Annotated in this window: 18 protein-coding genes, 2 tRNA genes and 1 pseudogene; 4 read left to right on the top strand and 17 right to left on the bottom strand. The window is 38.0% G+C overall.

Annotated features, from left to right (window positions below; genetic code table 11):
• On the top strand, positions 1 to 1,638 hold a 1,638-nt coding region (gene ilvD, locus Q0Y61_RS03015; protein WP_297811122.1), incomplete at its 5' end, for a dihydroxy-acid dehydratase.
• A 74-nt stretch (positions 1,639 to 1,712) separates the two neighbouring features.
• Here ilvD and cysK read toward each other — a convergent pair.
• Positions 1,713 to 2,615: a cysteine synthase A gene (gene cysK / locus Q0Y61_RS03010; RefSeq protein ID WP_297811118.1), complete on the bottom strand. Its 903-nt coding sequence runs from the start codon at positions 2,613 to 2,615 to the stop codon at positions 1,713 to 1,715.
• Between the two features lie 332 nt (positions 2,616 to 2,947).
• On the opposite strand from cysK, the gene Q0Y61_RS03005 reads away from it, so the two are divergent.
• The 3 genes from Q0Y61_RS03005 to Q0Y61_RS02995 all read left to right on the top strand — a co-directional run bounded on the left by Q0Y61_RS03005 (position 2,948) and on the right by Q0Y61_RS02995 (position 5,664).
• The gene (locus Q0Y61_RS03005) at positions 2,948 to 4,321 is read left to right on the top strand and encodes a BspA family leucine-rich repeat surface protein (RefSeq protein ID WP_297811115.1); all 1,374 of its coding nucleotides are present in this window, start codon (positions 2,948 to 2,950) and stop codon (positions 4,319 to 4,321) included.
• Between the two features lie 147 nt (positions 4,322 to 4,468).
• On the top strand, positions 4,469 to 4,777 hold the full coding sequence (locus Q0Y61_RS03000) for a hypothetical protein (RefSeq protein WP_297811112.1): 309 nt from the start codon (positions 4,469 to 4,471) through the stop codon (positions 4,775 to 4,777).
• A 104-nt stretch (positions 4,778 to 4,881) separates the two neighbouring features.
• Complete coding sequence (locus tag Q0Y61_RS02995; protein WP_297811109.1) at positions 4,882 to 5,664, top strand: hypothetical protein; 783 nt, start codon at positions 4,882 to 4,884, stop codon at positions 5,662 to 5,664.
• Between the two features lie 43 nt (positions 5,665 to 5,707).
• Here the strand turns inward: Q0Y61_RS02995 and Q0Y61_RS02990 are convergent.
• The 16 genes and pseudogenes from Q0Y61_RS02990 to Q0Y61_RS02915 form a co-directional block, all read right to left on the bottom strand.
• A pseudogene (locus Q0Y61_RS02990) lies at positions 5,708 to 6,790 on the bottom strand (S16 family serine protease); the annotation flags it as partial.
• Positions 6,791 to 6,916: 126 nt separating this feature from the next.
• Positions 6,917 to 7,249 (bottom strand): hypothetical protein, encoded by a 333-nt coding sequence (locus tag Q0Y61_RS02985; RefSeq protein ID WP_297811106.1) that lies wholly within the window; start codon positions 7,247 to 7,249, stop codon positions 6,917 to 6,919.
• 9 nt (positions 7,250 to 7,258) lie between these two features.
• The gene (gene guaB, locus Q0Y61_RS02980) at positions 7,259 to 8,710 is read right to left on the bottom strand and encodes an IMP dehydrogenase (protein WP_297811102.1); all 1,452 of its coding nucleotides are present in this window, start codon (positions 8,708 to 8,710) and stop codon (positions 7,259 to 7,261) included.
• Positions 8,711 to 8,720: 10 nt separating this feature from the next.
• Positions 8,721 to 10,061, bottom strand: coding sequence for an Asp-tRNA(Asn)/Glu-tRNA(Gln) amidotransferase subunit GatA (gene gatA / locus Q0Y61_RS02975; protein ID WP_297811132.1), 1,341 nt, complete (start codon positions 10,059 to 10,061; stop codon positions 8,721 to 8,723).
• 99 nt (positions 10,062 to 10,160) lie between these two features.
• On the bottom strand, positions 10,161 to 11,096 hold the full coding sequence (pdxA, locus tag Q0Y61_RS02970; RefSeq protein WP_297811099.1) for a 4-hydroxythreonine-4-phosphate dehydrogenase: 936 nt from the start codon (positions 11,094 to 11,096) through the stop codon (positions 10,161 to 10,163).
• 2 nt (positions 11,097 to 11,098) lie between these two features.
• A complete protein-coding gene (locus tag Q0Y61_RS02965; protein WP_297811096.1) occupies positions 11,099 to 11,632 on the bottom strand; it encodes a DUF2393 family protein in 534 nt (177 codons plus the stop codon).
• 19 nt (positions 11,633 to 11,651) lie between these two features.
• Positions 11,652 to 12,347, bottom strand: a complete 696-nt coding sequence (hisIE, locus tag Q0Y61_RS02960) for a bifunctional phosphoribosyl-AMP cyclohydrolase/phosphoribosyl-ATP diphosphatase HisIE (RefSeq protein WP_297811092.1) — start codon at positions 12,345 to 12,347, stop codon at positions 11,652 to 11,654.
• Positions 12,348 to 12,355: 8 nt separating this feature from the next.
• Positions 12,356 to 13,447 carry an SPFH domain-containing protein gene (locus Q0Y61_RS02955; protein WP_297811089.1) on the bottom strand — a complete coding sequence of 364 codons (1,092 nt, stop codon included), beginning with the start codon at positions 13,445 to 13,447 and terminating at the stop codon, positions 12,356 to 12,358.
• Positions 13,448 to 13,456: 9 nt separating this feature from the next.
• Complete coding sequence (locus Q0Y61_RS02950; protein ID WP_297811087.1) at positions 13,457 to 14,374, bottom strand: branched-chain amino acid transaminase; 918 nt, start codon at positions 14,372 to 14,374, stop codon at positions 13,457 to 13,459.
• A gap of 120 nt (positions 14,375 to 14,494) precedes the next feature.
• Positions 14,495 to 15,910: a TolC family protein gene (locus tag Q0Y61_RS02945; protein WP_297811084.1), complete on the bottom strand. Its 1,416-nt coding sequence runs from the start codon at positions 15,908 to 15,910 to the stop codon at positions 14,495 to 14,497.
• Positions 15,903 to 19,028, bottom strand: a complete 3,126-nt coding sequence (locus tag Q0Y61_RS02940) for a multidrug efflux RND transporter permease subunit (protein WP_297811081.1) — start codon at positions 19,026 to 19,028, stop codon at positions 15,903 to 15,905. Before Q0Y61_RS02940 ends, Q0Y61_RS02945 begins: the two co-directional genes overlap by 8 nt.
• Before the next feature lie 11 nt (positions 19,029 to 19,039).
• On the bottom strand, positions 19,040 to 20,152 hold the full coding sequence (locus Q0Y61_RS02935) for an efflux RND transporter periplasmic adaptor subunit (protein WP_297811078.1): 1,113 nt from the start codon (positions 20,150 to 20,152) through the stop codon (positions 19,040 to 19,042).
• 366 nt (positions 20,153 to 20,518) lie between these two features.
• Positions 20,519 to 20,595 (bottom strand) — tRNA-Arg (locus Q0Y61_RS02930).
• Between the two features lie 4 nt (positions 20,596 to 20,599).
• A tRNA-Ala gene (locus tag Q0Y61_RS02925) sits at positions 20,600 to 20,675 on the bottom strand.
• A gap of 40 nt (positions 20,676 to 20,715) precedes the next feature.
• Positions 20,716 to 21,327: a dephospho-CoA kinase gene (coaE, locus tag Q0Y61_RS02920; protein WP_297811075.1), complete on the bottom strand. Its 612-nt coding sequence runs from the start codon at positions 21,325 to 21,327 to the stop codon at positions 20,716 to 20,718.
• Entirely contained in the window at positions 21,324 to 22,127 is an 804-nt protein-coding gene (locus Q0Y61_RS02915; RefSeq protein WP_297811072.1) for a spermidine synthase, read from the bottom strand. Before Q0Y61_RS02915 ends, coaE begins: the two co-directional genes overlap by 4 nt.
• Between the last annotated feature and the right edge of the window lie 36 nt (positions 22,128 to 22,163).

Below are 22,163 nucleotides of genomic sequence, written 5' to 3'. Positions count from 1 at the left end.
GGGCTAAAAGATGAAGATTTCAATAAACCCTTTATCGGCATTGCAAATAGTTATATTGACATTATTCCCGGGCATTTTTTCTTAAACCGCTATGCGCAGATTATCAAAGAGGAGATTCGCGCTGCTGGGGGCGTGCCTTTTGAATTTAATACCATTGGCGTAGATGATGGCATCGCAATGGGGCATAGCGGTATGCTCTACTCTTTGCCTAGTCGTGAGCTAATTGCAGATTCCATTGAAACAATGATGAATGCGCACTCGCTAGATGCGATGATTTGTATCCCAAATTGCGATAAAATCGTGCCCGGAATGCTTATGGGTGCGTTGCGCGTGAATGTGCCAACGATTTTTGTGAGTGGTGGTCCTATGAAAGCCGGGAAGCTAGAGGACGGCACAATTTTGGATTTAAATTCTGCTTTTGAAGCGGTGGGAGCGTTCGCAGAGGGCAAGATTGATGAAAAAAGGCTACACGAGATAGAATGCAATGCGTGTCCGGGCGGTGGGAGCTGTAGTGGAATGTTTACTGCAAACTCTATGAATACGCTTTGTGAGGCAATGGGGGTTGCACTGCCAGGAAATGGCACGATTTTAGCCTTAAGCAAGGAGCGTGAGGAGCTTTTACGCAAAGCGGCGCGCAGAATTGTAGAAATTGCCCTAGATGAGCGCAAAACCGAGCAGTTTAGATTCCGCAATATCCTCAATAAAAAGGCTGTGCATAATGCCTTTGTCGTGGATATGGCAATGGGTGGTAGCACAAACACAATTTTGCATATGTTAGCTATTGCTAAAGAAGCGGAGGTGGATTTCAACTTAGATTCTATCAATGCCATTGCCTCTCAAGTAGCGCATATCGCTAAAATTGCTCCGGCATTAAGCACAATCCATATGGAAGATATCAATCGCGCAGGGGGCGTGTCGGCAGTAATGAATGAAGTTGCAAAAAGAAATGCAACGCAAGATTCTATTCTCTATTTAGACGCACTCACAATTACAGGCGAGACTTTGGGCGAGCGCATTAAAAACGCACAGATTGTAGATTCTAGCGTTATTCGCCACAATGAAAACGCGTATTCGCCGGTAGGTGGGCTAAAGATTCTTTATGGCAATTTAGCGCGTGAAGGCGCGGTGCTCAAAGTCGCCGCAGTGGCAGAATCTATGAAAGAATTTGAGGGAAGTGCGGTGTGCTTTAATTCGCAAGAGGAAGCGACTAAAGGCATTGCGGGAGGCAAGGTAAAGGCGGGAAATGTCGTAGTAATCCGCTATGAGGGACCCAAAGGGGGACCGGGAATGCAAGAAATGCTCACTCCCACAAGCCTCATTATGGGAATGGGACTTGGTGAATCTGTCGCACTCATTACCGATGGGCGCTTTAGTGGTGCGACAAGGGGAGGCTGTATCGGGCACATAAGCCCAGAAGCAGCAGAAGGAGGATTAATCGCGCTCATTGAGGACGGAGACAAAATCGCAATTTCAGTTTCAAAAGGCACATTGGAATTGCTTGTGGATTCTAAGATTATAGAATCTCGCCGCACGCAATGGAAGCCTATAAAAAAAGAGATAAAAAGCAAATGGCTTAAAAGATACTCTTTGCTTGTGAGCAACGCCGCAAATGGCGCGGTTTTAAAGACGGAGATATGAGAGTGAGAATGCAGTTTTCAAGCTCTTATTACTTTGCTTGTATCAAGCAAACATTTTTTAGTAGCATTCAAGGTTTAAAGCGTATTAAACAAATCCGTTGAAAGGTATCGCTCCGCTGTGTCATTAAGCATAGTAAGCACTTTTTTATTTGGATTGTTTTTGGCAATTTCAAGCGCAGCTGCGACATTTGCGCCACTAGAAATTCCAACCATTACGCCGATTTTGCCTAAATTTTGAGCCATTTTAATAGCGACTTCATTTTCTACAACTTCAATAGAATCTATCACATCGCGATTAAGGATTTTAGGGATAAAGTTCGCGCCAATGCCTTGAATCTTATGTGGTCCCGCTTGTCCTTTGCTAAGCAGTGGTGAAGCAGCAGGCTCTACACCAATAATTTTAATAGATGGAATCTTCTCTTTAAGCACTTCGCCTACACCGCTAATTGTCCCACCTGTGCCAAATCCTGCCACAAAATAATCCAAACTTCCCTCAAAGCTTTTATAAATCTCTAGTGCAGTAGTGTGTTTGTGCATTTCTTTGTTAGCGAGATTATCAAATTGACTTGGCATAAATGAGTTTGGTGTGGAATCTAAAATTTCTTGAGCCTTATTGAGCGCACCTTGCATACCCTCACTTGCAGGAGTAAGCACAAGATTCGCACCAAACAAAGCTATCATCTTGCGTCTTTCTATGCTCATAGATTCTGGCATAGTGATGATGATTTTTAATCCAAGAGAAGCACAAATCATAGCGAGAGATATGCCCATATTGCCGCTTGTGCATTCTACAATAGTTGTATCTTTTGTGATTTTGCCTGTCTTTAGAGCCTCATCTATCATTGCATATGCAGGGCGGTCTTTAACAGAATGGCTTGGGTTTAAAAACTCGCATTTGCCATAAAGATTTGGAGCAAATTGCTGAAGTTGTAAAATCGGAGTGTTGCCAATGAGTTCGGTAATATTTTGAGCTATCATTGAAAATCCTTTGTGCGCATTTAAGCGTGAATTTGGTATTTAAAGCTTAGAATATAGCAATTTTTTATAAAAAAATCAAGGAAAATAATGCAAATTTTCTTCTCTTATTTTTTTGTTATTTATGTGATATATCAATTCTTTACTCCGCTTCAAGCAGCAGATTCTAAAAATCAAGATATTGAAGTGCAAAAAATGAATATCTAAAAAGATTAAATGATGAATTTAACACTTTGAGCTAATACAATTTATTATGATTGAATATACAATATTGCATTTACAAAAAAAACAATATAATGCGCGGATACAAAGGATTTGTCATAGGAGGAATAATAATGGAACTTACAGACATTAAGTCAATTTGTGCCTTTATCGAGGACGCAGAGAGTGATAGAGAGATAGCTTACTATGTGGGGATTTACCAAAAAGCACTAGAAGCACTACAAAATATCCTTATTGCAAAAAAAGGCAGGAAAATCAGCGATAAAGATTTATACAAAGTCTTTAAAATCTGCTTAAAAAAAGGTAGCTGGAGTGCAAAGATAGAGATTAGAGGAGAATCTTATAGCCAACGCATAGAAGTATCAACTTTCCTGCCTTTGGAGCTTGTGGAATTTCTCATTGACAATGCCAAAGACAAAAGTGTCGTGTTAGGTATGCAGCAAAGCAGACTAGACTTTTTAAAATATGCTATCAGTGCGGGTAGGAGTGATATTGCTGCAGTGCTAGTGAAAAATGGTATAGCCTTTACGCAAGAACATCTCAATGACTTAAGATATGATTGGGATAATATGTTTAATATTGAAGTGCATTTTGCTGATGCTTTGGGCTTTAAGTGCAAAAAAGATGAAATGCTAAGGATAATGTGGGAGCTACTTATTGCGCAGGGCTTTAGTGTGGATGCAATCTACTCCACAGGCATTACGTTTTATGACGGGATAGAGCGTTGCAGACGAAGCGGTAGGGAATCCCAGCAAGCCTTTATTTATGCCTTAAGAAATAAGCTCTTTGATATAGAAGTGCTAGATTCTAGCTTTTCAGGATTAGCACCACAAGGTGGAATAAATCTCGCTTTTTTAGGCAAGGAGGGGGTAGACTTGCTAGATACTGACTCTGTACATACACAGCCAAAAACTCAAAGAATCGTGCCTTTTGTCTTTGCGATGTTTGAGGATACAACTTATGAAGTTTTAGAATATGCCCTTTTTCTTGGACTGCATAAGGGCAGGAAAAACGACAAAGGAGAGGACTTTGAGAGCTTTTTACAAAAAAAGATTGAGGAATACATTATATTAACTACAAAGGGCAATGCCTATGGGAGTATATTTAAAGAGGATGAAGAAGCGTTAGCGTATTTTAAAGCTTTGCAAAGATTTATGAGTAGCTTAGATTCTATCAAGAGGGGAGAAGTCATTGAAGTAGATAATGAGACCTTGAAAATGTTTGCCAGAATAGAGGAGATTCCATTAAGTCAGCTTGATACAAGCAAGGTAACAAGTATGAAATATTTATTTTACCGCTCTTGTAGGAGGGATTTTAGCGGGATAGAAAAGTGGAATGTCTCACAAGTCGAGGACTTTACAAGCTGTTTTGAAAATGCCTATTTTTTCAATGCCTCTTTAGAATCTTGGCAGGTATCAAAAATTGCAAACACAGCTTATATGTTTGATGATGCTTTAAGCCTTGAAACACTCCCGAGTTGGTACTGAGGATTAAGAAAGAATTGACATTCAAACTAAATATTTTCCTTAAAGTTTTATAGAATCTTGTATAGTAAAGATTCTCTATTTTTTAGAGTTGCTAAAAAGATTTCCTAAAGAGTAAAATAGCTTTTAAGATTCTAAAAAAGGAAAAAAATGAAATATATAAGTTTGCTTTGCGATCATAATATCACGAAAAAACCCCGCTCAAGCCGTATGTTACAGCTTTTAGATAAGATAAAGCAAGAGGGAGCTAAACTAAGTCTTAGCGTTATTTCTAAAGCCTGTGATACACGCGAATTTAATGCTTTAGGCATAGAATCTCACTTTTTTGTTTTGGCAATGATAAATCAAGCAAAGAGCGCACTCAACAAGAAAATGATACTATTTTATCTCATTGTCAAAGTGGCAATTTTGAATCGCTTATTTTTACACCAAATCGCAAGTGTATTCCTAATCTTTTAGATTCTCTGCCACCTCAAGATGTATTAATTGTAGAAGATATTACACTTCTTCCTTTTGCGTGCGCATATAAAAATACACATAAAACTTGTAAGATTCTCATTGATTTGCGTGAGTTTTATCCGCTTGAATATGAAAATGATGAAAAATGGCTACAAGGATTAGGGCGATTTTTTGCATATTTGTGTGAAACATATTTGCCTTATGTAGATATGGCAATAAGCGTGAGTGAGGGGTTGTGTGAGCGGTATAAAAGTGATTTTGGCATTACTTGCGAGCTTTTTTATTCCCTGCCACCATTTTTTGATTATAAGCCTAAGCCCACTTTAAAGCAAGAAATCAAGATTTTGTATCACGGATTTATAAGCCCTGATAGAAGCTCTATGGAGCTTTTAGAGTTAGCACGTTTGCTTATTAATACGCCTTATACACTTTGTGCTATGGTTTTGAGTAACCAAAAGGGTTTTTTAGAATCTTTTTGCACTAATGCTTATGAGATTCCATCACTTGAAATTGTGCCACCTGTTTGCCTAGAGGAGATTATCCCAAAAAGCACACAATATGATATAGGAATTATTCCTTTTAAGCCTACTACCTTTAATCTCGCTCATTGTATGCCAAATAAGCTTTTTGAATACCTCCAAGCACGATTAGCAATCGTCTCTACACCGCTTTATGATGTGAGAAATTTTGTGCAAACACATAGTTGCGGTGCTATAACACAAGGTTTTCAAAGCTACGATATTGCACAAATGCTTTTAAAACTTAAAATTACAGATATTGATAAATACAAGCAAGAGAGTCATAGGGCAGCACAAAAATGGCATTTAAATTATAATTTAAAGTGCTTAAAGAATCTACTCCATAAACTTGACATCAAAGTAGAATAAGTAGAAAATCGAGTGCATTTGGGCAAAACTACCTCAAAATATCTTATTTCACAAGAGCCATATCAAGCACTTCTTTAATATCACTCACACCAATGATTTTAAGCTTTTTAAGCACTTCTTGGGGAATATCTTTTAAATCGCGTTCATAATTTTTTTGTGGAATAAGCGCAGTTTTAATGCCAGCTTTATGTGCAGCAATGAGTTTCTCGCGCAAACCACCGATAGGTAGAACATTGTCTCTTAATGTGAGTTCGCCTGTCATCGCCACACTTGTATCAATTTTAGAATCTGTAAGGATTGAGGCAATAACGCACGCCATAGCAATACCCGCACTTGGTCCATCTTTTGGTGTTGCACCTTCTGGGACGTGAAGATGAATATCATAATGCTGATAAATGGGCGCTTTTGCGCTGTGTTTTAATATTTTTTTATCAAGCAAGACTTTTACCACGGAGTGTGCAATGTGTGCAGATTCTTTCATTACATCGCCTAAACTCCCTGTAAGCGTAAGTATGCCTTTGCCTTTAATTTTCACTGCTTCAATCTTAAGCACATCGCCGCCTACACTTGTCCAAGCTAACCCATTGACAATGCCAACCATATTTTTTTTATCTGTGGGTGAAATTTCAAATACAATTTTATCAAGAAATTGCCCTAGATTCTGTGGTGTGAGTGTGATAGATTTTTCACCTTTTAAAATAATAGTTGCAACTTTGCGCATAATTTGTGCGATTTTATGACGTAGATTGCGCACTCCTGCTTCGCGCGTGTATTTTTCAATAATAAGTTTAAGCGTAGGTGTAGAAATTTTGAGCTCTTCGGGTTTTAAGCCGTGTTTTTTTAATTCTTGAGGAATCAAATATTTTTTGGCGATTTCAAATTTTTCCTGCGGCGTGTAGGAAGATACGGCAATAAATTCCATTCTATCGCGCAATGGTGCGGGAATAGTAGAAATATCATTTGCAGTGGCAATAAAAATAACTTGTGAGAGGTCAATATCAAAATTTGTGTAATAATCCCTAAAAGCGTGGTTTTGCTCTGGGTCTAGAATCTCAAGCAACACACTTGTAGGGTCGCCCCTATAACTTCTACCAACTTTATCAATTTCATCAAGCACAATGACGGGAAGAGGAATAAATTATGTGGATTTGTTGTTTAATATTTAATGCTTGTGCTATAGTGTATTCTTCGCAAGAAACAAACCCACAAAGCCAATTTGACAAAGCAGAGCCTTTTACCAACATTCTTACAACTATTCCTCATCGTCATCTTTCAAATCCGGTGGGAATTGAAACAATGCGCTCTCCATTTCTAAGATTCCAAAACGATACACAATGTGTGCATTGCTACCTTGATCGCGCAAATTTTCTATCTCTGTATTGACAAATTCCTTCAGTCTTGCAATCAAACCCACAATCTCTTTTTGCCACTCTACACTCGTAGTAACAAAAAGCAAATATTCTGGATTATTCAAATAAATATCTGGTTTATTTACACTAAACTCCGTACGTAATTTAATCAAAATTCTCTCATAATCTTGCGTGCTTGCGTGATAGAGGCTATAACCAAAGAGCAATTTTGCCATCTAGTATTCCTAATAGCTAATATGATAATTCGGTGCTTCCCTAGTAATCGTTACATCGTGCACGTGTGATTCTCTAATGCCACTTTGAGTAATTTCAACAAATTCCGCCTTTTCCCATAATGTTTCAATGTCTTTTGAACCCAAATAGCCCATAGAGGAGCGCAAACCACCTATCATTTGATGAATCACATCTGCAATCTTTCCCCTATAAGGCACACGTCCCTCAATCCCTTCTGGCACAAGTTTTTCTTGTGCTGTCCCTTCTTGGAAATACCTATCTGCACTTCCCTTATTCATCGCCCCCAAACTCCCCATACCACGATAGCTTTTGTATTGTCTCCCTTGATAAATGATCGTTTCTCCGGGAGATTCTTCAGTCCCTGCTAATAAACTACCAATCATTACGCTAGAAGCCCCTGCTGCTAGAGCTTTAGCAATATCTCCGGAATATTTGATCCCACCATCAGCAATTACAGGAATCCCTGCCTTTTGGCAAACTTTTGCCACCTCCTCAATCGCAGTAATTTGTGGCACACCCACGCCTGCAACAATCCTAGTCGTGCAAATACTTCCAGGTCCAATGCCCACTTTCACACCATCAGCTCCTGCATCAATGAGTGCCTGCGCTCCCTCACTTGTCGCCACATTTCCTGCAACAATATCTACGGCTAAATGCTTTTTAATCTCTTTAACCGTTTCTATAATGCCCTTACTATGTCCGTGTGCAGAATCTAACACCAACACATCTACACCAGCATCTACAAGAGCTTTAGCGCGCTCATATTGAAAAACACCAATAGCTGCCCCTACGTGCAAACGCCCAAAATCATCTTTACTAGAATTTGGATATTCAATCCGTTTTTGAATATCTTTAATCGTAATCAGCCCTTTAAGGATTCCTTTTTCATTAACAATGGGTAATTTTTCAATTTTATGTTTATTCATAATATTGCGCGCTTCTTCTAAACTCGTGCCAACTCCAGCTGTAATTAAGGGCGCTTTGGTCATTACCTCTTTAACTTGACGGCTTAAATCTGTCTCAAAACGCATATCGCGATTGGTTAAGATTCCAATCAAATTCCCTTTATCATCTACTACGGGAACACCAGAAATTTTATAATTATCTGTGATAGCTTTTGCTTGGAATAAAGTAGAATCTGGGCTAATATAAATAGGGTCAATGATGACCCCACTCTCGCTTTTCTTGACTTTTTTAATTTGAATAACTTGGGAATTTTCGTCCATATTCTTATGAATAATTCCAATCCCTCCAAGCCTTGCCATTGCAATCGCCGTGCTGTGTTCTGTAACGGTATCCATTGCAGCAGAAACTAACGGAGCGTTTAAGACAATATTACGAGAAAATTTTGTCTTTAAACAAACCTCTTTAGGTAAAATCTCTGAATAAGCGGGAACTAATAAAACATCTTCAAATGTTAAGGCACGCATCCTAATTCTCATCATTATTCCTTTATTGCAATGTATTTTCTAAATTCAATGCCAAATCAAGCAAGGTTTGCTCATTAAATGCCTTACCAATTAGCTGCATACCTATTGGCAATCCTTCGTCCTCATCAACTGGAAGTGAAAGTGCTGGAAGTCCCGCTAGATTAATCCCTATCGTATAAACATCTTCTAAATACATTTGCAAGGGGGTTTTACAATCTTCAAAGCCAAAGGCTACGCTTGGCGCAACCGGAGATAAAATCGCATCACAATCTTGCAAAATTGCTCCGTATTGTCGCGCAATGAGTGTGCGCACTTTTTGCGCTTTAATATAATATGCATCGTAATATCCACTACTTAGTACGAAAGAACCAAGTAAGATTCTACGCTTCACTTCATCACCAAAGCCTTGTGAGCGTGTTTGCAAATACAATTCCTTTAAATTACTGATATCTTTTGCACGATTGCCATAACGCACACCATCAAAACGGGCAAGGTTTGAACTAGCTTCAGCTGTGCAAATCACATAATAAGCAGAAATCATATAACTTGTATCTAGCATTTCTTTTTCAACAATTTTATGTCCATTTTTACTTAAAATATCTATTGTCTTTTGATAAGCATTTTGGATATTTGTATCCGCATCTTTTAAAAGACTCGGCAAAATCGCAATCGTTCCTCTAACCTTTGGGTTTAAGCTAGAAAAGGTGCTTTGAGATTCTATATTAGCGCTTGTAGAATCCATTTTATCATAACCTGCAATCGCGTCATACAAAATTGCACAATCTGTAACATTCTGCGTAATAGGTCCAATTTGGTCTAAACTAGAACTATATGCAACTAATCCATAGCGACTAACCCTCCCATAAGTAGGCTTTAACCCTACACAACCACAAAAACTAGCGGGTTGGCGAATACTTCCTCCTGTATCACTTCCAAGTGCAGCAAGTGCGATTCCACCCGCAACTGCTGCTGCACTTCCACCACTACTTCCACCAGGGACTTTATTAGGATTTTTTGGATTGAATGTTTTGCCATAAAAGCTACTTCCAGTTGTGCTTCCCATCGCAAACTCGTCCATATTTGTGCGCCCAAAAGGTGCGAATTTATGCTTTAGCAAATTTTCTATTGCTGTGGCATTATAAGGTGCAATATAGCCTTGCAAAATATTACTTCCACAAGTAATTTCCCACCCCTTTACATTAATGTTATCTTTAATTGCAATTGGTAAAAGTGTGCTATCATAATCTTGCACTTCTCCGATATAAGCATTTAAAGAGCTTGCCTTTATTTTTTCTTGTAATATGCTTTTAAGTGCTTGAATACCATCAATATCAAGTTTTAACGCATCTTGTAGTGTTGGGATACTCATTGGATTCTCCAAAGTGGATTGTAAAGATTTTGCAATTATAGGTAAGTTTTGCTGAAAAAGTAATTCAATTTAAAATCTTAAATGCAAATTCCATTACAGACTGAGTTTTGTATTTTTAAAACGAAAAACGGCTTCACGCACTGCGTTTAGATAACTTGTAGAATCTGCTTTGTTTTGATAAGCAATATCAAAAGCTGTGCCGTGATCGACAGAAGTGCGAATAATGGGTAAATTGAGAGTTAAATTAATGCTTTCTTTGAAATATAAGGTTTTCAGTGGAATCAATCCTTGGTCGTGATACATTGCGACATAATAACGCAAATGCTTACCAATAAACGCGGTATCTGGCACAAGTGGTCCTATAAAAATTGGCTTCTTTAATGTTTGATTGACTTCTTTAATTGCTTGAGTGATTGCTTTTTCCTCCCCACCTAACACCCCAAAATCCCCAGCGTGTGGATTTAACCCAAGCACTCCACAAGGTGCTTTTGTAATATGAGGTGCAAGATTGAGTAAAAAAGCCTTGAGGGATTCTACTTGGATAGATTGTGCAACAGATTGAAGTGGAATATGGTCTGTAAAAAGTGCCACATAGAGTTTAGGTGAGCCTAGAACCATTATCACTTGACTTGGCTTTTGATTCATCTTCAACAAATCTCTCAATGCCTCTGTATGACCAGCATAAGGAATCTTAGCTAATTGCCAAGCTTTTTTATGGATTGGCAATGTAACCAATGCTTTCGTTTTACCCTGTAATGTTAAATTGAGTGCGCTCAAAAAACTAGCATAAGAATAAGCACCACTCTCTTTAGCAATCTTTGCAGGAATAATAGGAGGAATCTTTGCATTGGGTGTGATATATTTTAAATGTTTGGGCATTGGAATATTGAGTCTTTTAGCTACTTCTTTTAATAGCACCTTATCTACACAATAAATTGGGGTGCAGAGTTTAGAAATTGCTTTGTGGCTCTTAAGGAGAATCTCTAGCCCTACACCATTAGAATCCCCAACACTGATTGCAATTTTCATTTTTAATAACAGGCTCCTTTTGTTTCTAAAGTGAAATTCGTATTAGGTTTTGGAGAAGGAACAATGAGTTTAAATTCCATAGATTCTAACTTTTTAAGTGGAACTTTATAAGTTTCTATATGGAGAAATTGGGGTTTAATTTTATATTTAAGTTGCTTAATCTTTTTCAACCCAGCAGGAATAAAATTCACACTCAACACACACCCTCTAAAGTCTAGCACTCCTACATTTGTAAATTGCCCTTCAATATAATACACACTATCATAATGTAATTGCTCATTATGTAAAAGTGTAAGGTCTATTTGCTTAAGGTAGGATTCCATAATCTTTTGGTAAATAAGAGGTGAAGTGAGAAGTAAAACAATGCTAATCACAAAGGTAAGAGTCGCAAGAATAGCATTAAAACGGAAAGTTACGCTTAGTAAAAAGAATAATAAAACAAGCAAAAAAATGCAACTAAGGACCAAATAATCTGGTAGAGAAAAGTAATTTATCGTATTTAACAAAGTCATTAAATAATCTTTTACTTCATTCATTATCTAGCTTCATAATCCTTTAGTTATTTTCCTGACGTGATTCTTTTTCTGTAATTCCACTTAAACCAAAACGGCGCATAATTTCTTGCTTCACTAAATCCGGCGCGATATTACAAAAGCTAAGCCCAACTAGCGAATGATAAAGTAAATCCGCTGCTTCATAAATAATCTCTTTAGAATCCTTATCTTTAATAGCAAACCCAAGCTCTGCGGCTTCCTCCACGATTTTTTTAGCAATCGTATTTTCACCCCTACTATAAAGTAAAGCTGTATAAGAAGTCTGAGAATCTGCGCCTTTACGCTCTTGCAAAGTATGATAAAGAGAATCTATCACCCCATAAACTTCACTCATATCTTTGGATTCTAAAGTATCCTCCAAGATTCCCTCTTGGTTAATAAGGTGAAAAAAGCAACTTTTTGCACCACTATGACACGCAACGCCTTTTTGTTCTACTTTCAAAAGCAAACTATCCTTATCACAATCTAGTAAAATTTCACAAATTTTTTGTGTATGCCCACTTTGTTCGCCCTTTTTCCAAATACGTTGTTTGGAGCGCGAAAAATAATGTGCAAAACCACTTTGCAAACTTAATTCCAAAGCTTCTTGATTCATAAAAGCAAGCATTAAAACTTCTTGCGTTTTAAAATCTTGTGCGATAACAGGAACTAAACCATTAAGTTTCTCCCACGCAATTTGTTTGAGAATCGTTTGCATAGTAGCCCTTAGTTACTTATAGAACTTGCACGTTGATTATCTTTAGAATCTAGCCAAATATTAGGTGTCGCCCCACCGGGTGTTAAGAAAATCTTTGCATCACGATTATTTTGTAAAGCCTCATTAAACTTCCCCTGCACTTCAATTTGACGTAGCTGTAAAAGTGGCGAATTAAGGCTTTGACTAATTAAACGATTTGCCTTAGCTTGCGCATCAGCTTCAATAATTGTCGCGTCTGCAACACCTTTAGCAAGGGCAGCCTTTTTTTCTGCTTCTTGCTTCGCTCGCTCTACTTCATATCTTGCACGTTCTGCTTCTTGACGTGCAACTTGCACACGTTCAATTTGCTCTTTAATTGCAATAGGCAATACAATTTCTGTTAATTGAATAGAAACTAACTCCACAGGGCGATTTTCAAGCCCATTGATATTTTCACGGAATTTTTGGTCAATTAAAGTTGCAATTTCATTGCGTTTAGTGGGGAGTTCCTCTGCTGGAAAACTTCCTACAACATTCCGCACGATTTCACGAATCACAGGCGTAATGATACGCTCTTCCCAATTTTGTCCCCAAGTTGCAATCGTTTGAGGCACACTTAAAGGATCTAGACGATATTGCACTGCAAGTTCTACGGATACAGACAAACCCCTAGAATCCAATACGCTAATTGCTTGATTTCTTAAACTTCCCTCATCACGATTCCGATAACTTGAAGTTTCTACACTTGTAAATTCCGCAATTCTAACTTTTGTATTCACCGGAATAATTTTTTGAATGCCCGGAATATAAAAATGAATGCCCGGCTGTAAAGGTGTTGGGCTAAATTCCCCTGTGGTAATCTTTACACCTACTTCGCCACTATTAATAATAGTAAAAGGCTTTAATAAAAAAAGTAGAATCACGAAAATCACTACAACATACAAACCAGCCATCTTCTTGCCATTTGGCATACTAAAGTTTGGCATTTTAGGTGCTTGAAATCCACGATTCTTATTGCTCCCACTATTTCCACCGCCATTATGATTTGAATCATTGCTTTCATTAGAATTATTATAATTTTTATTTTTTTGTCTCAAATGTTCGTTTAAGTCAATCGGCATACACAACCTTTATTTAATATAAGTTAGCCAATGGGCAAATCTTTCATTGCGTCCATAGACTACATCAAAAAACGCATTTTGTAGCTTATGCGTCACTTCGCCTCGTCTGCCACTGCCAATTACACGCGAATCCAACTCATAAATAGGGGTAACTTCTGCCGCAGTTCCGACAAAAAATGCTTCATCAGCAATATAAACTTCATCACGTGTAATATTTCTACGCTCTAATGGAATCCCCAAGTCTTTTGCAATCTGTATCACAGAATCTTGTGTAATAGATTCTAATACACTATCACTTGGTGGAGTGATTAAAACTCCATTACGCACAATAAAAAAGCACTCTCCACTGCCCTCTGCAATCATTCCATTATCATCTAATAACAAAGCTTCCTCATAACCACATTCAATGGCTTCAAATTTTGCCATTTGCGAATTGAGATAATTACCCACTGCTTTTGCCTTACCAAAAAGTGATTTGGTAGAGTTTCTAACAATAGAGGAGGTTTTGACACGAATCCCTTTTTCCAAACCCTCATCACCTAAATATGCTCCCCACTCCCACGCAGCAATGCTCGTTTGCACAGGCGCATTTTTATGATATACCCCCATCACACCATATCCTAGATAAATAATTGCACGTAAATAAACATTGCTATTAAACTGATTATCCTTTAAGAGTTCTATATGTGCCCTTTCAATTTCCTCTTGAGTAAATGTTGGGCAAATTGCGACAATTTTAGCAGAATTTATCAATCGCTTTGCGTGTTCTTGAAGACGAAAAATTGCCATACCCTTATCCGTCTTATAGGCTCTAGTGCCTTCAAATACACCATTTCCATAGTGTAATGTGTGTGTGAGGATATGAACTTTCGCATCTTTCCAATCCACTAATTTTCCATCCATCCAAATGGATTTTGCTTCTTTCATTATTAAACTCCTTTGATAAACTAAAATGTCTAAGCTAGTTTTAAATCCAAAGCCTTAAGATTCTTAAAAATTGAAAGTATAATAATTTTTTGTTTAAAGTTAAGATATTCAACATTTAAATTATTCTATTTCTTGATAACTTTGCTTATCCCAACCACCACCAAATGCTTTATAAAGACTGATTGCGGCACTTAAGGTTTCTAGTTTTGCGCTCTGCTGATTCAACTCTGCACTAAAAAGCGAACTCTGTGTATTAAGCACTTCAAGATAATTTGTATAACCCTCTTCATAACGCAAATTTGCAATCTCCAATGTGCGTTTTAACGCCATAACTTGCTCATCTAAACTACCTAATCTCTCTCCCGCCATTTGATAATTAAACAAACTTTCCCGGACCTCACCAAATGCTGTGCGTAAAGTCTGCCCATAGTTCAAAATCATTTCTTCATATTGAGATTTGGCTAAATCCACACTTGCGCTTGTGCGCCCAAAATCAAGCAAGTTTCCAATAAAATTCCCTCCAAAATTCCAAGTAGAATTAGAAGTGCTAATTAATTCATTGAGTTGCGGACTAGCATAACCAAAAAGCCCCGTTAGAGAAATAGTCGGAAAATAAGCACTTCTAGCAATACCAATATTAAAATTTGCTGCTTTTAGATTCTGTTCTGCTGCTTCAATATCTGGTCTTTTCTCTAAAATCGTTGAGGGCAAACCCGCTTCGATACTAGGGGAATTAGGCAATACCTGTGGTGTTGTTGGAATCTCATTGGCAAACACACCTGCTCCATCACGTCCAAGTAGAATCAAAAATGCGCTTTGAGCTGAATTTTGCTCCATCAAAATCTTCTGCAACTGCGCTCGCACACTTGCCATTTCTGATTTTGCTTGTTGCATATCAATCTCTGAAATTTTACCTGCTTCAAACTCTTTTTTACGATATTCATAATTCTCTTCACGACTTTTTAGAGTATCTTTAGAAAGTTGAACTTGATTATTTAATGTTAGGATTCCGAAATAACTTTCTGCAACACTTGCAATAAGACTTAAACGCACCATATCACGATTGGCTTTTAGTGCAAATAATTGCGCTAAGGCTCTTCTATCTGCGTCTCTTGCACGTCCCCATAAATCAAGTTCAAAACTCAAGATTGCACTTAAAGAGAAATTATTATAATTCTCTAGTTGATTTTGGGCTAGATTTTTACGATTTTTTAAACCTTCACCTTGAGCCTTAATGTTTGGATAGCGGTCGCTTCGTGCATAACTCCATTGACTGCGTGCTTGCTCAATCCTTTGCATTGCAACCAACAAATCATAATTATTCCTTAATGCCTCTTCTACAAAGCCATTTAAAGTAAAATCTCCAAAATCTTCCCACCATTTTTGTGAAATTTCTATTTCCTTTGCTGCTTCTATTACTTCTTTAGAATCTGGTAAGTTTGTTTGCGGTTGTACATATTTAGGTGAAAGCGAACAACCACCCCCTAAAAGAGCAAGCAAAGCCACATAACAATAAAACTTAGAAACCTTAATCATGTTTGCTCCTAAAAGTTGCAATAAACTCGCTAAACTTTGCAAAATATGTATAAAATAATGGGATAAAAAAAGTTGCAATAAAAGTTGCCGCAAGCATTCCACCAATTACCCCTGTTCCAATAGCGTGGCGACTAGCTGCTCCTGCTCCACTACTAATTGCAAGAGGAAAAACTCCAATCGTAAAAGCAAGAGAAGTCATTACAATCGGGCGGAATCGCAAACGCGCAGCCTCTACTGCGGAATCATAGATATTCTTACCTTCCTTTTCTCTTGCTTGCATTGCAAACTCAATAATCAAAATTGCATTTTTTGCCGCTAAAGCAATCAGTGTGATTAATCCAACTTGAAAATAAATATCATTATTTAACCCTCTAAGCCAAGTAGCAAAAATTGCTCCAAACACCGCAAAAGGCACGGCAGTAACGACTGCTAGAGGCATAAGCCATCGTTCATATTGAGCCGCTAGAATCAAGAAAACAAACACAAGCCCAAAGATAAAGGCAACCGCACCCGTTCCGCTACTCGCCTTTTCTTGATAAGAGCTTCCTGAAAACGATACCGTATAACCCTCTGGCAAGACTTCGTTTGCTACTTCCTCAATCGCTAAGAGAGCATCTCCTGAAGAATATCCCGCCTTTGAATCCCCTGAAATTTGTGCCGCTGGAAAAAGATTGAATCGCTCCAAAATATCTGGTCCAATCACACGTTCATATTTCACAAGTGCGCTAATAGGCACAAGCTCCCCTGTGTTGGAGCGCACAAAAACATTGCGCAAATCCTCTGGCTTCTCTCTAAATGGGCTTTCGGACTGCACATTTACCTTATAGGTGCGCCCAAAAAGATTAAAATCATTGACATAATAAGAACCAAAGGTCGCTTGAAGTGTCGTAAAGACATCATTGATATTCACTCCCATTGCCTTTGCCTTTGCGCGGTCTAAATCCAAATGGTATTGTGGCACATTCACGCTCAAAGTCGTTCTTAACCCTGTGAGTTCCGGACGCTTCGCCGCTGCCTCTAGCACGAGTTGCGTATTTTTCTGCAACTCCTCCATAGAACCTCCCGTGCGGTCTTGGATATACATTTCAAACCCGTCTGTCAAGCTAAGTCCCATAATCGGCGGGGGATTGAGCGCAAACATAATCGCACTAGGGTATTGCATAAGTTGCCCTGTCATTGCACCTGCCAAAGATTGAGAGTGCTGCTCGGGATTCTTCCTTTCTTTCCAATCCTTAAGCTTAATAAACGCAGTCCCCGCATTACTTCGCACAGCACTAGAGAGGAGGTCATAACCTGCTAATGCCATAATGGCTTCTATATTGGGGTTATCCAATGCCACTTTTGTTGCAAAATCTGTCATTTGCGTGGTTTTGCTTAATGCAGTTGCAGGTGGTAGTTGCATTGAGACTAGCAATGTCCCCTTATCCTCTGATGGCACAAGCCCGGTTGGCACACGCGTAAAAAGCCCCATTGTAATAACAAGCAACCCAACAAAAAGAATCACATACAAGCTTCCACGTCTAATCGTATGTGCGACTTTATCGGTAAATTTATGGGTTAGCCAATCAAAGAAATTATTGAATTTCCTAACAATATAAAAGGGTTTAGGCTCTTTTGTCTTAAGGATTGATACACAAAGTGCGGGGGTGAGTGTCAAGGCAACGAATCCCGAGATAATTACCGAAATAACAATGGTTACCGCAAATTGTTTATAAATCTCTCCACTAAATCCGCCGATGAAAGCCACCGGGATAAATACCGCAGAAAGCACTAGCACGATAGCAATTACGGGACTTTGAATCTCCTCCATAGCCTTAATTGTGGCATCTTTGACTCCTAGCTTTTCGGAGTGAATCAACCGCTCCACATTTTCAATGACGATAATCGCATCATCTACAACGATTCCAATCGCTAAAATCAATCCAAACAAGGTAAGCAAGTTGATAGAGAATCCTAGCAGATACATTCCCGCAAAAGAACCGATGATAGAGACCGGCACGGCAATGACTGGAATAATTGTAGCGCGGAAATTTTGCAAAAAGAAATAAATAACAATCACAACAAGGAGAATCGCCTCTATGAAAGTTTTGATAACCTCTCCAATAGAGACTTTAACAAATTCTGTCGTATCATACGCAACCGCATATTCTAAGCCATCGGGAAAATCTTTTGAAAGCTCCTCTAGTCTTTGAGCTACACCATCGGCGACATTTAGCGCATTTGCGCCGGGTTGCAAGAACACACCAAACGCAATGGCGGGTTTGCCCTTATATTTTTCGCTTAGGCTATAATCCTCCGCTCCAAGCTCAATCCTTGCAATGTCTTTTAAGCGCAAAGCAGAGCCGTCCTCGTTGGTTTTAATCAAAATCTCTTCAAACTCTTTTGCATCGCTAAAACGTCCTTTGGTGGTAACGCTATAAGTAAATTCCAAATTGTTTTTCGTAGGCTCTTGCCCAAAGAATCCTGCGGCAAATTGTGAGTTTTGCTCTTGGATTAGCGCAATGACTTCAGAGGGCGTGAGATTGTATTTTGTCAATTTATCTGGAGAGAGCCAAACGCGCATAGAATATTCTTGCAAACCAAACAAAGTCGCATTTCCCACACCCGGAACGCGCTTTAACTCATCTAAGATATTGATAGAAGCATAGTTTGCAATATAAATCTCATTTTGGTTTGGCATATCAGAAAACAAAGCATAAACAGAAAGAATCGTGGAGCTTTGTTTCTCTACCGTAACCCCATATCTTTGCACCTCTTGAGGTAGCTTACTTAATACCTGCTGGACGCGGTTATTGACATTAATCGTTGCTTGGTCTGGGTCGGTTTCTTGGGTAAAATACACATTAATACTCAAAGAACCCGTAGAGGTGGAGGAGCTTTGCATATAAATCATATTCTCCACCCCATTAATACTATTCTCCAATACACTTGCAACACTACTAGAAATAACTTCCGCACTCGCACCCGGATAAGTCGCATTTACAACCACCTCCGGTGGCGTTACTTGAGGGTATTCCTCTACCGCTAAAGAAAAGGCAGACAAAGCCCCCGAAATGACAATGATAATAGACATTACCATCGCCAAAACAGGGCGTTCGATAAAAAACTTAGAAAACATCAAAATCCTTTTTAAGGCTTAGGAGCAGGTTGTGAAGCCTGATTAGCAGGTGCTGAATTGATTGCAGTTACAGGGACACCGGGACGAAGCTTAATCAACTGACTTGTGATAACCACATCGCCATCGTTTAAACCACTTTTAATAATGACATTATTTCCTACATTATACCCTAAAACTACGGGTGTTGGCTGAGCTTTGCCCTCTACGACCCTAAATACATAACTTCCTTTTGCATCTTGCATCAAAGCCATTTGTGGAATCGCAATAGAATCTTTTGCCACAATTCCCTCTAAGCGAATACGAGAAAATTCCCCTGGAACCAATAAATGTTCTGGATTTTCTACAATTGCACGTGCTTTAATAGTTGCCGTGCTTGCTTCTAAGACACTATCAATGAAATCTAGCTTGCCCTCTCTATTAAAAGGTGTGCCATCGGGCAAAAGATAAATCACCTTTACATTCTGATAATCCAAAGTGCGCACAAAATAATAATCATTGCTAGGGATAGAAAATTCCGCGTGAATAGGGTCTAATTGCGTAATAGTTGTTAGCACATTATCCACACCTGCCTTACCTACTAAATCCCCAATATCATAACGTTTCATACCAATTTTACCACTTGCAGTTGCCATTACATCTGTATAATTTAAATTAATCATTGCAGTATCTAAGTTTGCACGTGCATTTTCATACGCAGATTGCGCAGAATCATATTCCTTTGGGCTAAGTGCATTTTTTTTGAAAAGTTTTTGCGCTCTCACCCAATCGCGTTGTGCAGCTTTAAAAGCTGCTCGCGCCATATTAACTGCCGCTTGATATTTTTCAGGTTCAATCTTAAAGAGTTTATCACCCTTTTTAACCAATCCCCCCTCGACAAAATGTTGTTCTAATAAAACTCCCTCTACACGCGCATAGATTCCTACGCTTTGCAAACTTGTGAGCTTAGATGGATACTCAAAACTAACTGGCACATCTTGCTTCTTCACGCTATAAGTATTTACAGACACTGCCATATTTTGTTGCTGTGCTTTGTTTTTATCTCCTTTAGAGCAACCTAGTAACAATATTACACTACAAAGCACGCTTAAAAATAACTTGGAATATGTTTTAAGATAATTTTCCATTTTTCCTCTTTAATTTAAATTGAATTCCAAAGTATAGAATCTCACCTTATATTTATTTGAATTGCTTATTTGACAGCTTGATATTATAAATGTAATATCAATTACACTAAATAAGAAGTGTAATTATAAGGAAAGAATCTTTAGAAAAAATAAAAACTCTAAATATTTTATAGAATTAATATAATTTTGTCTATTTTGGCATAAAGAAAGGAGACTAATATGCTTGAAAAACCTCTATTATGGCGTTTTGAATCCACCAAAATAAATCAAATTTTCCAAGCTCAATAGAATTTCTAAGCATCTTTAAGACTAACTTAAATTTAATCTTTGGAGAACACTATATCTACAAAAATGAAATATAGCAAATGGTACGCCCGGAGGAATTCGAATCCCCGACCTACAGGACCGCAACCTGTTGCTCTATCCAGCTGAGCTACGGACGCATAATGGTGGAGTGTAGGAGGATCGAACTCCTGACCTCAACGCTGCCAGCGTTGCGCTCTCCCAGCTGAGCTAACACCCCTACACTTTAAAGGGCGAAATTATAGCAAACAAAGCTTAAATTAAATTTTAAGTTTTTGTAAGCCATTTAAATAGCTTTCTACTGCGCTTTGCAACTCCTCTAAAGTACCTGAATTTTCAATCACATCACTAGCTAAAGTGCGTTTATGCTCTAATGGCATTTGTGCCTCTATTCGTTTCAATGCGTCTTCTTCATTCAATCCATTGCGAATCTTTAAACGTTCAATTTGTAAATCTTTAGTCGTATAAACCAACAAAGAATGTTTAATGGTATAATGATTTGTCTCAAAAAACAAAGGAATATCAATAAAATATGTAATCCCTTTACGCTCTTGTACCCACGCTTGAGATGTAATTTCATCTTTAATTTTGGGGTGCAAAATAGACTCTAATTTCATTCTTGCTTCTTTATTAGAAAATACAATTGCACCTAATTTCTGGCGGTCAATCTTTAAAGCAGAATCTTCCAAATCCTCTTTTAAGATTTCTTTACCAAAAACTTCAATTACCTCTTTTGCGCTTGATTCTAATATTTGATGTGAGATTTCATCTGCACAAATCACATAATAACCATAAAGCCTAAGTAGCGAAGCTACTGTGCTTTTCCCACTTGCAATTCCACCACTTAGCGCAATAGCATAAGAAAAATTCAATTTCTTGCCGCTCCAACAAGTGTTGTTTTGACAAATTGGGGCAAAACAAACGCACTTAAATGCAAATTTGCATTATAATAACTTAGCCCCTCTAACATATCTGCGCGTTGTAATTGAATATCTGCTGTGGGATGATAGACTTTAGATGCAAAAATATAGCAATCTTGTAAAAGTGATAAAGGTGCAAAACAAGGCATTTTTACCCTAAAGCTTTCTAAAGATTCTAATAATTGTTTCACTTCTAAAGTTTCTAACAAAATCTGTGGTGATTTTATCATCAAAATTCCATCTTCATTTAACAAAGATTGGTAATTTTGAGGACTCTGTTTAGAATCCAATAACACGATAATATCATAACTTGCTTTGCTCTCTTGTGCATTTTGCGCCAAAAATTCTTTGCTTTGTTGTGGAATCAATGTGAAATGTGGAGATTCCATTACTTCTTTGTAATGGGGTAAAAAGCTAACCAATGACTCTAATACTTTCAAATCAAATTGCAAGAAATCCACACACAAACTCTCATAACGCAAAAATTCAAAAGCAATTTCTAGGTTAAAACTTCCCTCAATTAGCACACGTTTGGGTGATTTATGCGAACAAGCTAAAATATGCGCTAAAAATTCACTTTGCACATACAAAAGATTCTGAAGTAACATTCCCTCATCCAACAAAGCAATTTCACCAAAAGCTTTGGAATTAAAAAGCTCTAATGTATGCCTTTCACCCTTGATCTCGTGTAATTTCCGCTCTATTTTATATTCTTGTTGAAATTTGTCATTATAGGATTTTGTAACCCACATATTTTACCTTTTAATTAAACTTATAAATTTAAAGCC

Origin of the sequence: uncultured Helicobacter sp. (assembly GCF_947367035.1) — a bacterium.
GTDB lineage: Bacteria > Campylobacterota > Campylobacteria > Campylobacterales > Helicobacteraceae > Helicobacter_D.
This window is presented reverse-complemented; position numbering and strand designations above follow the sequence as displayed.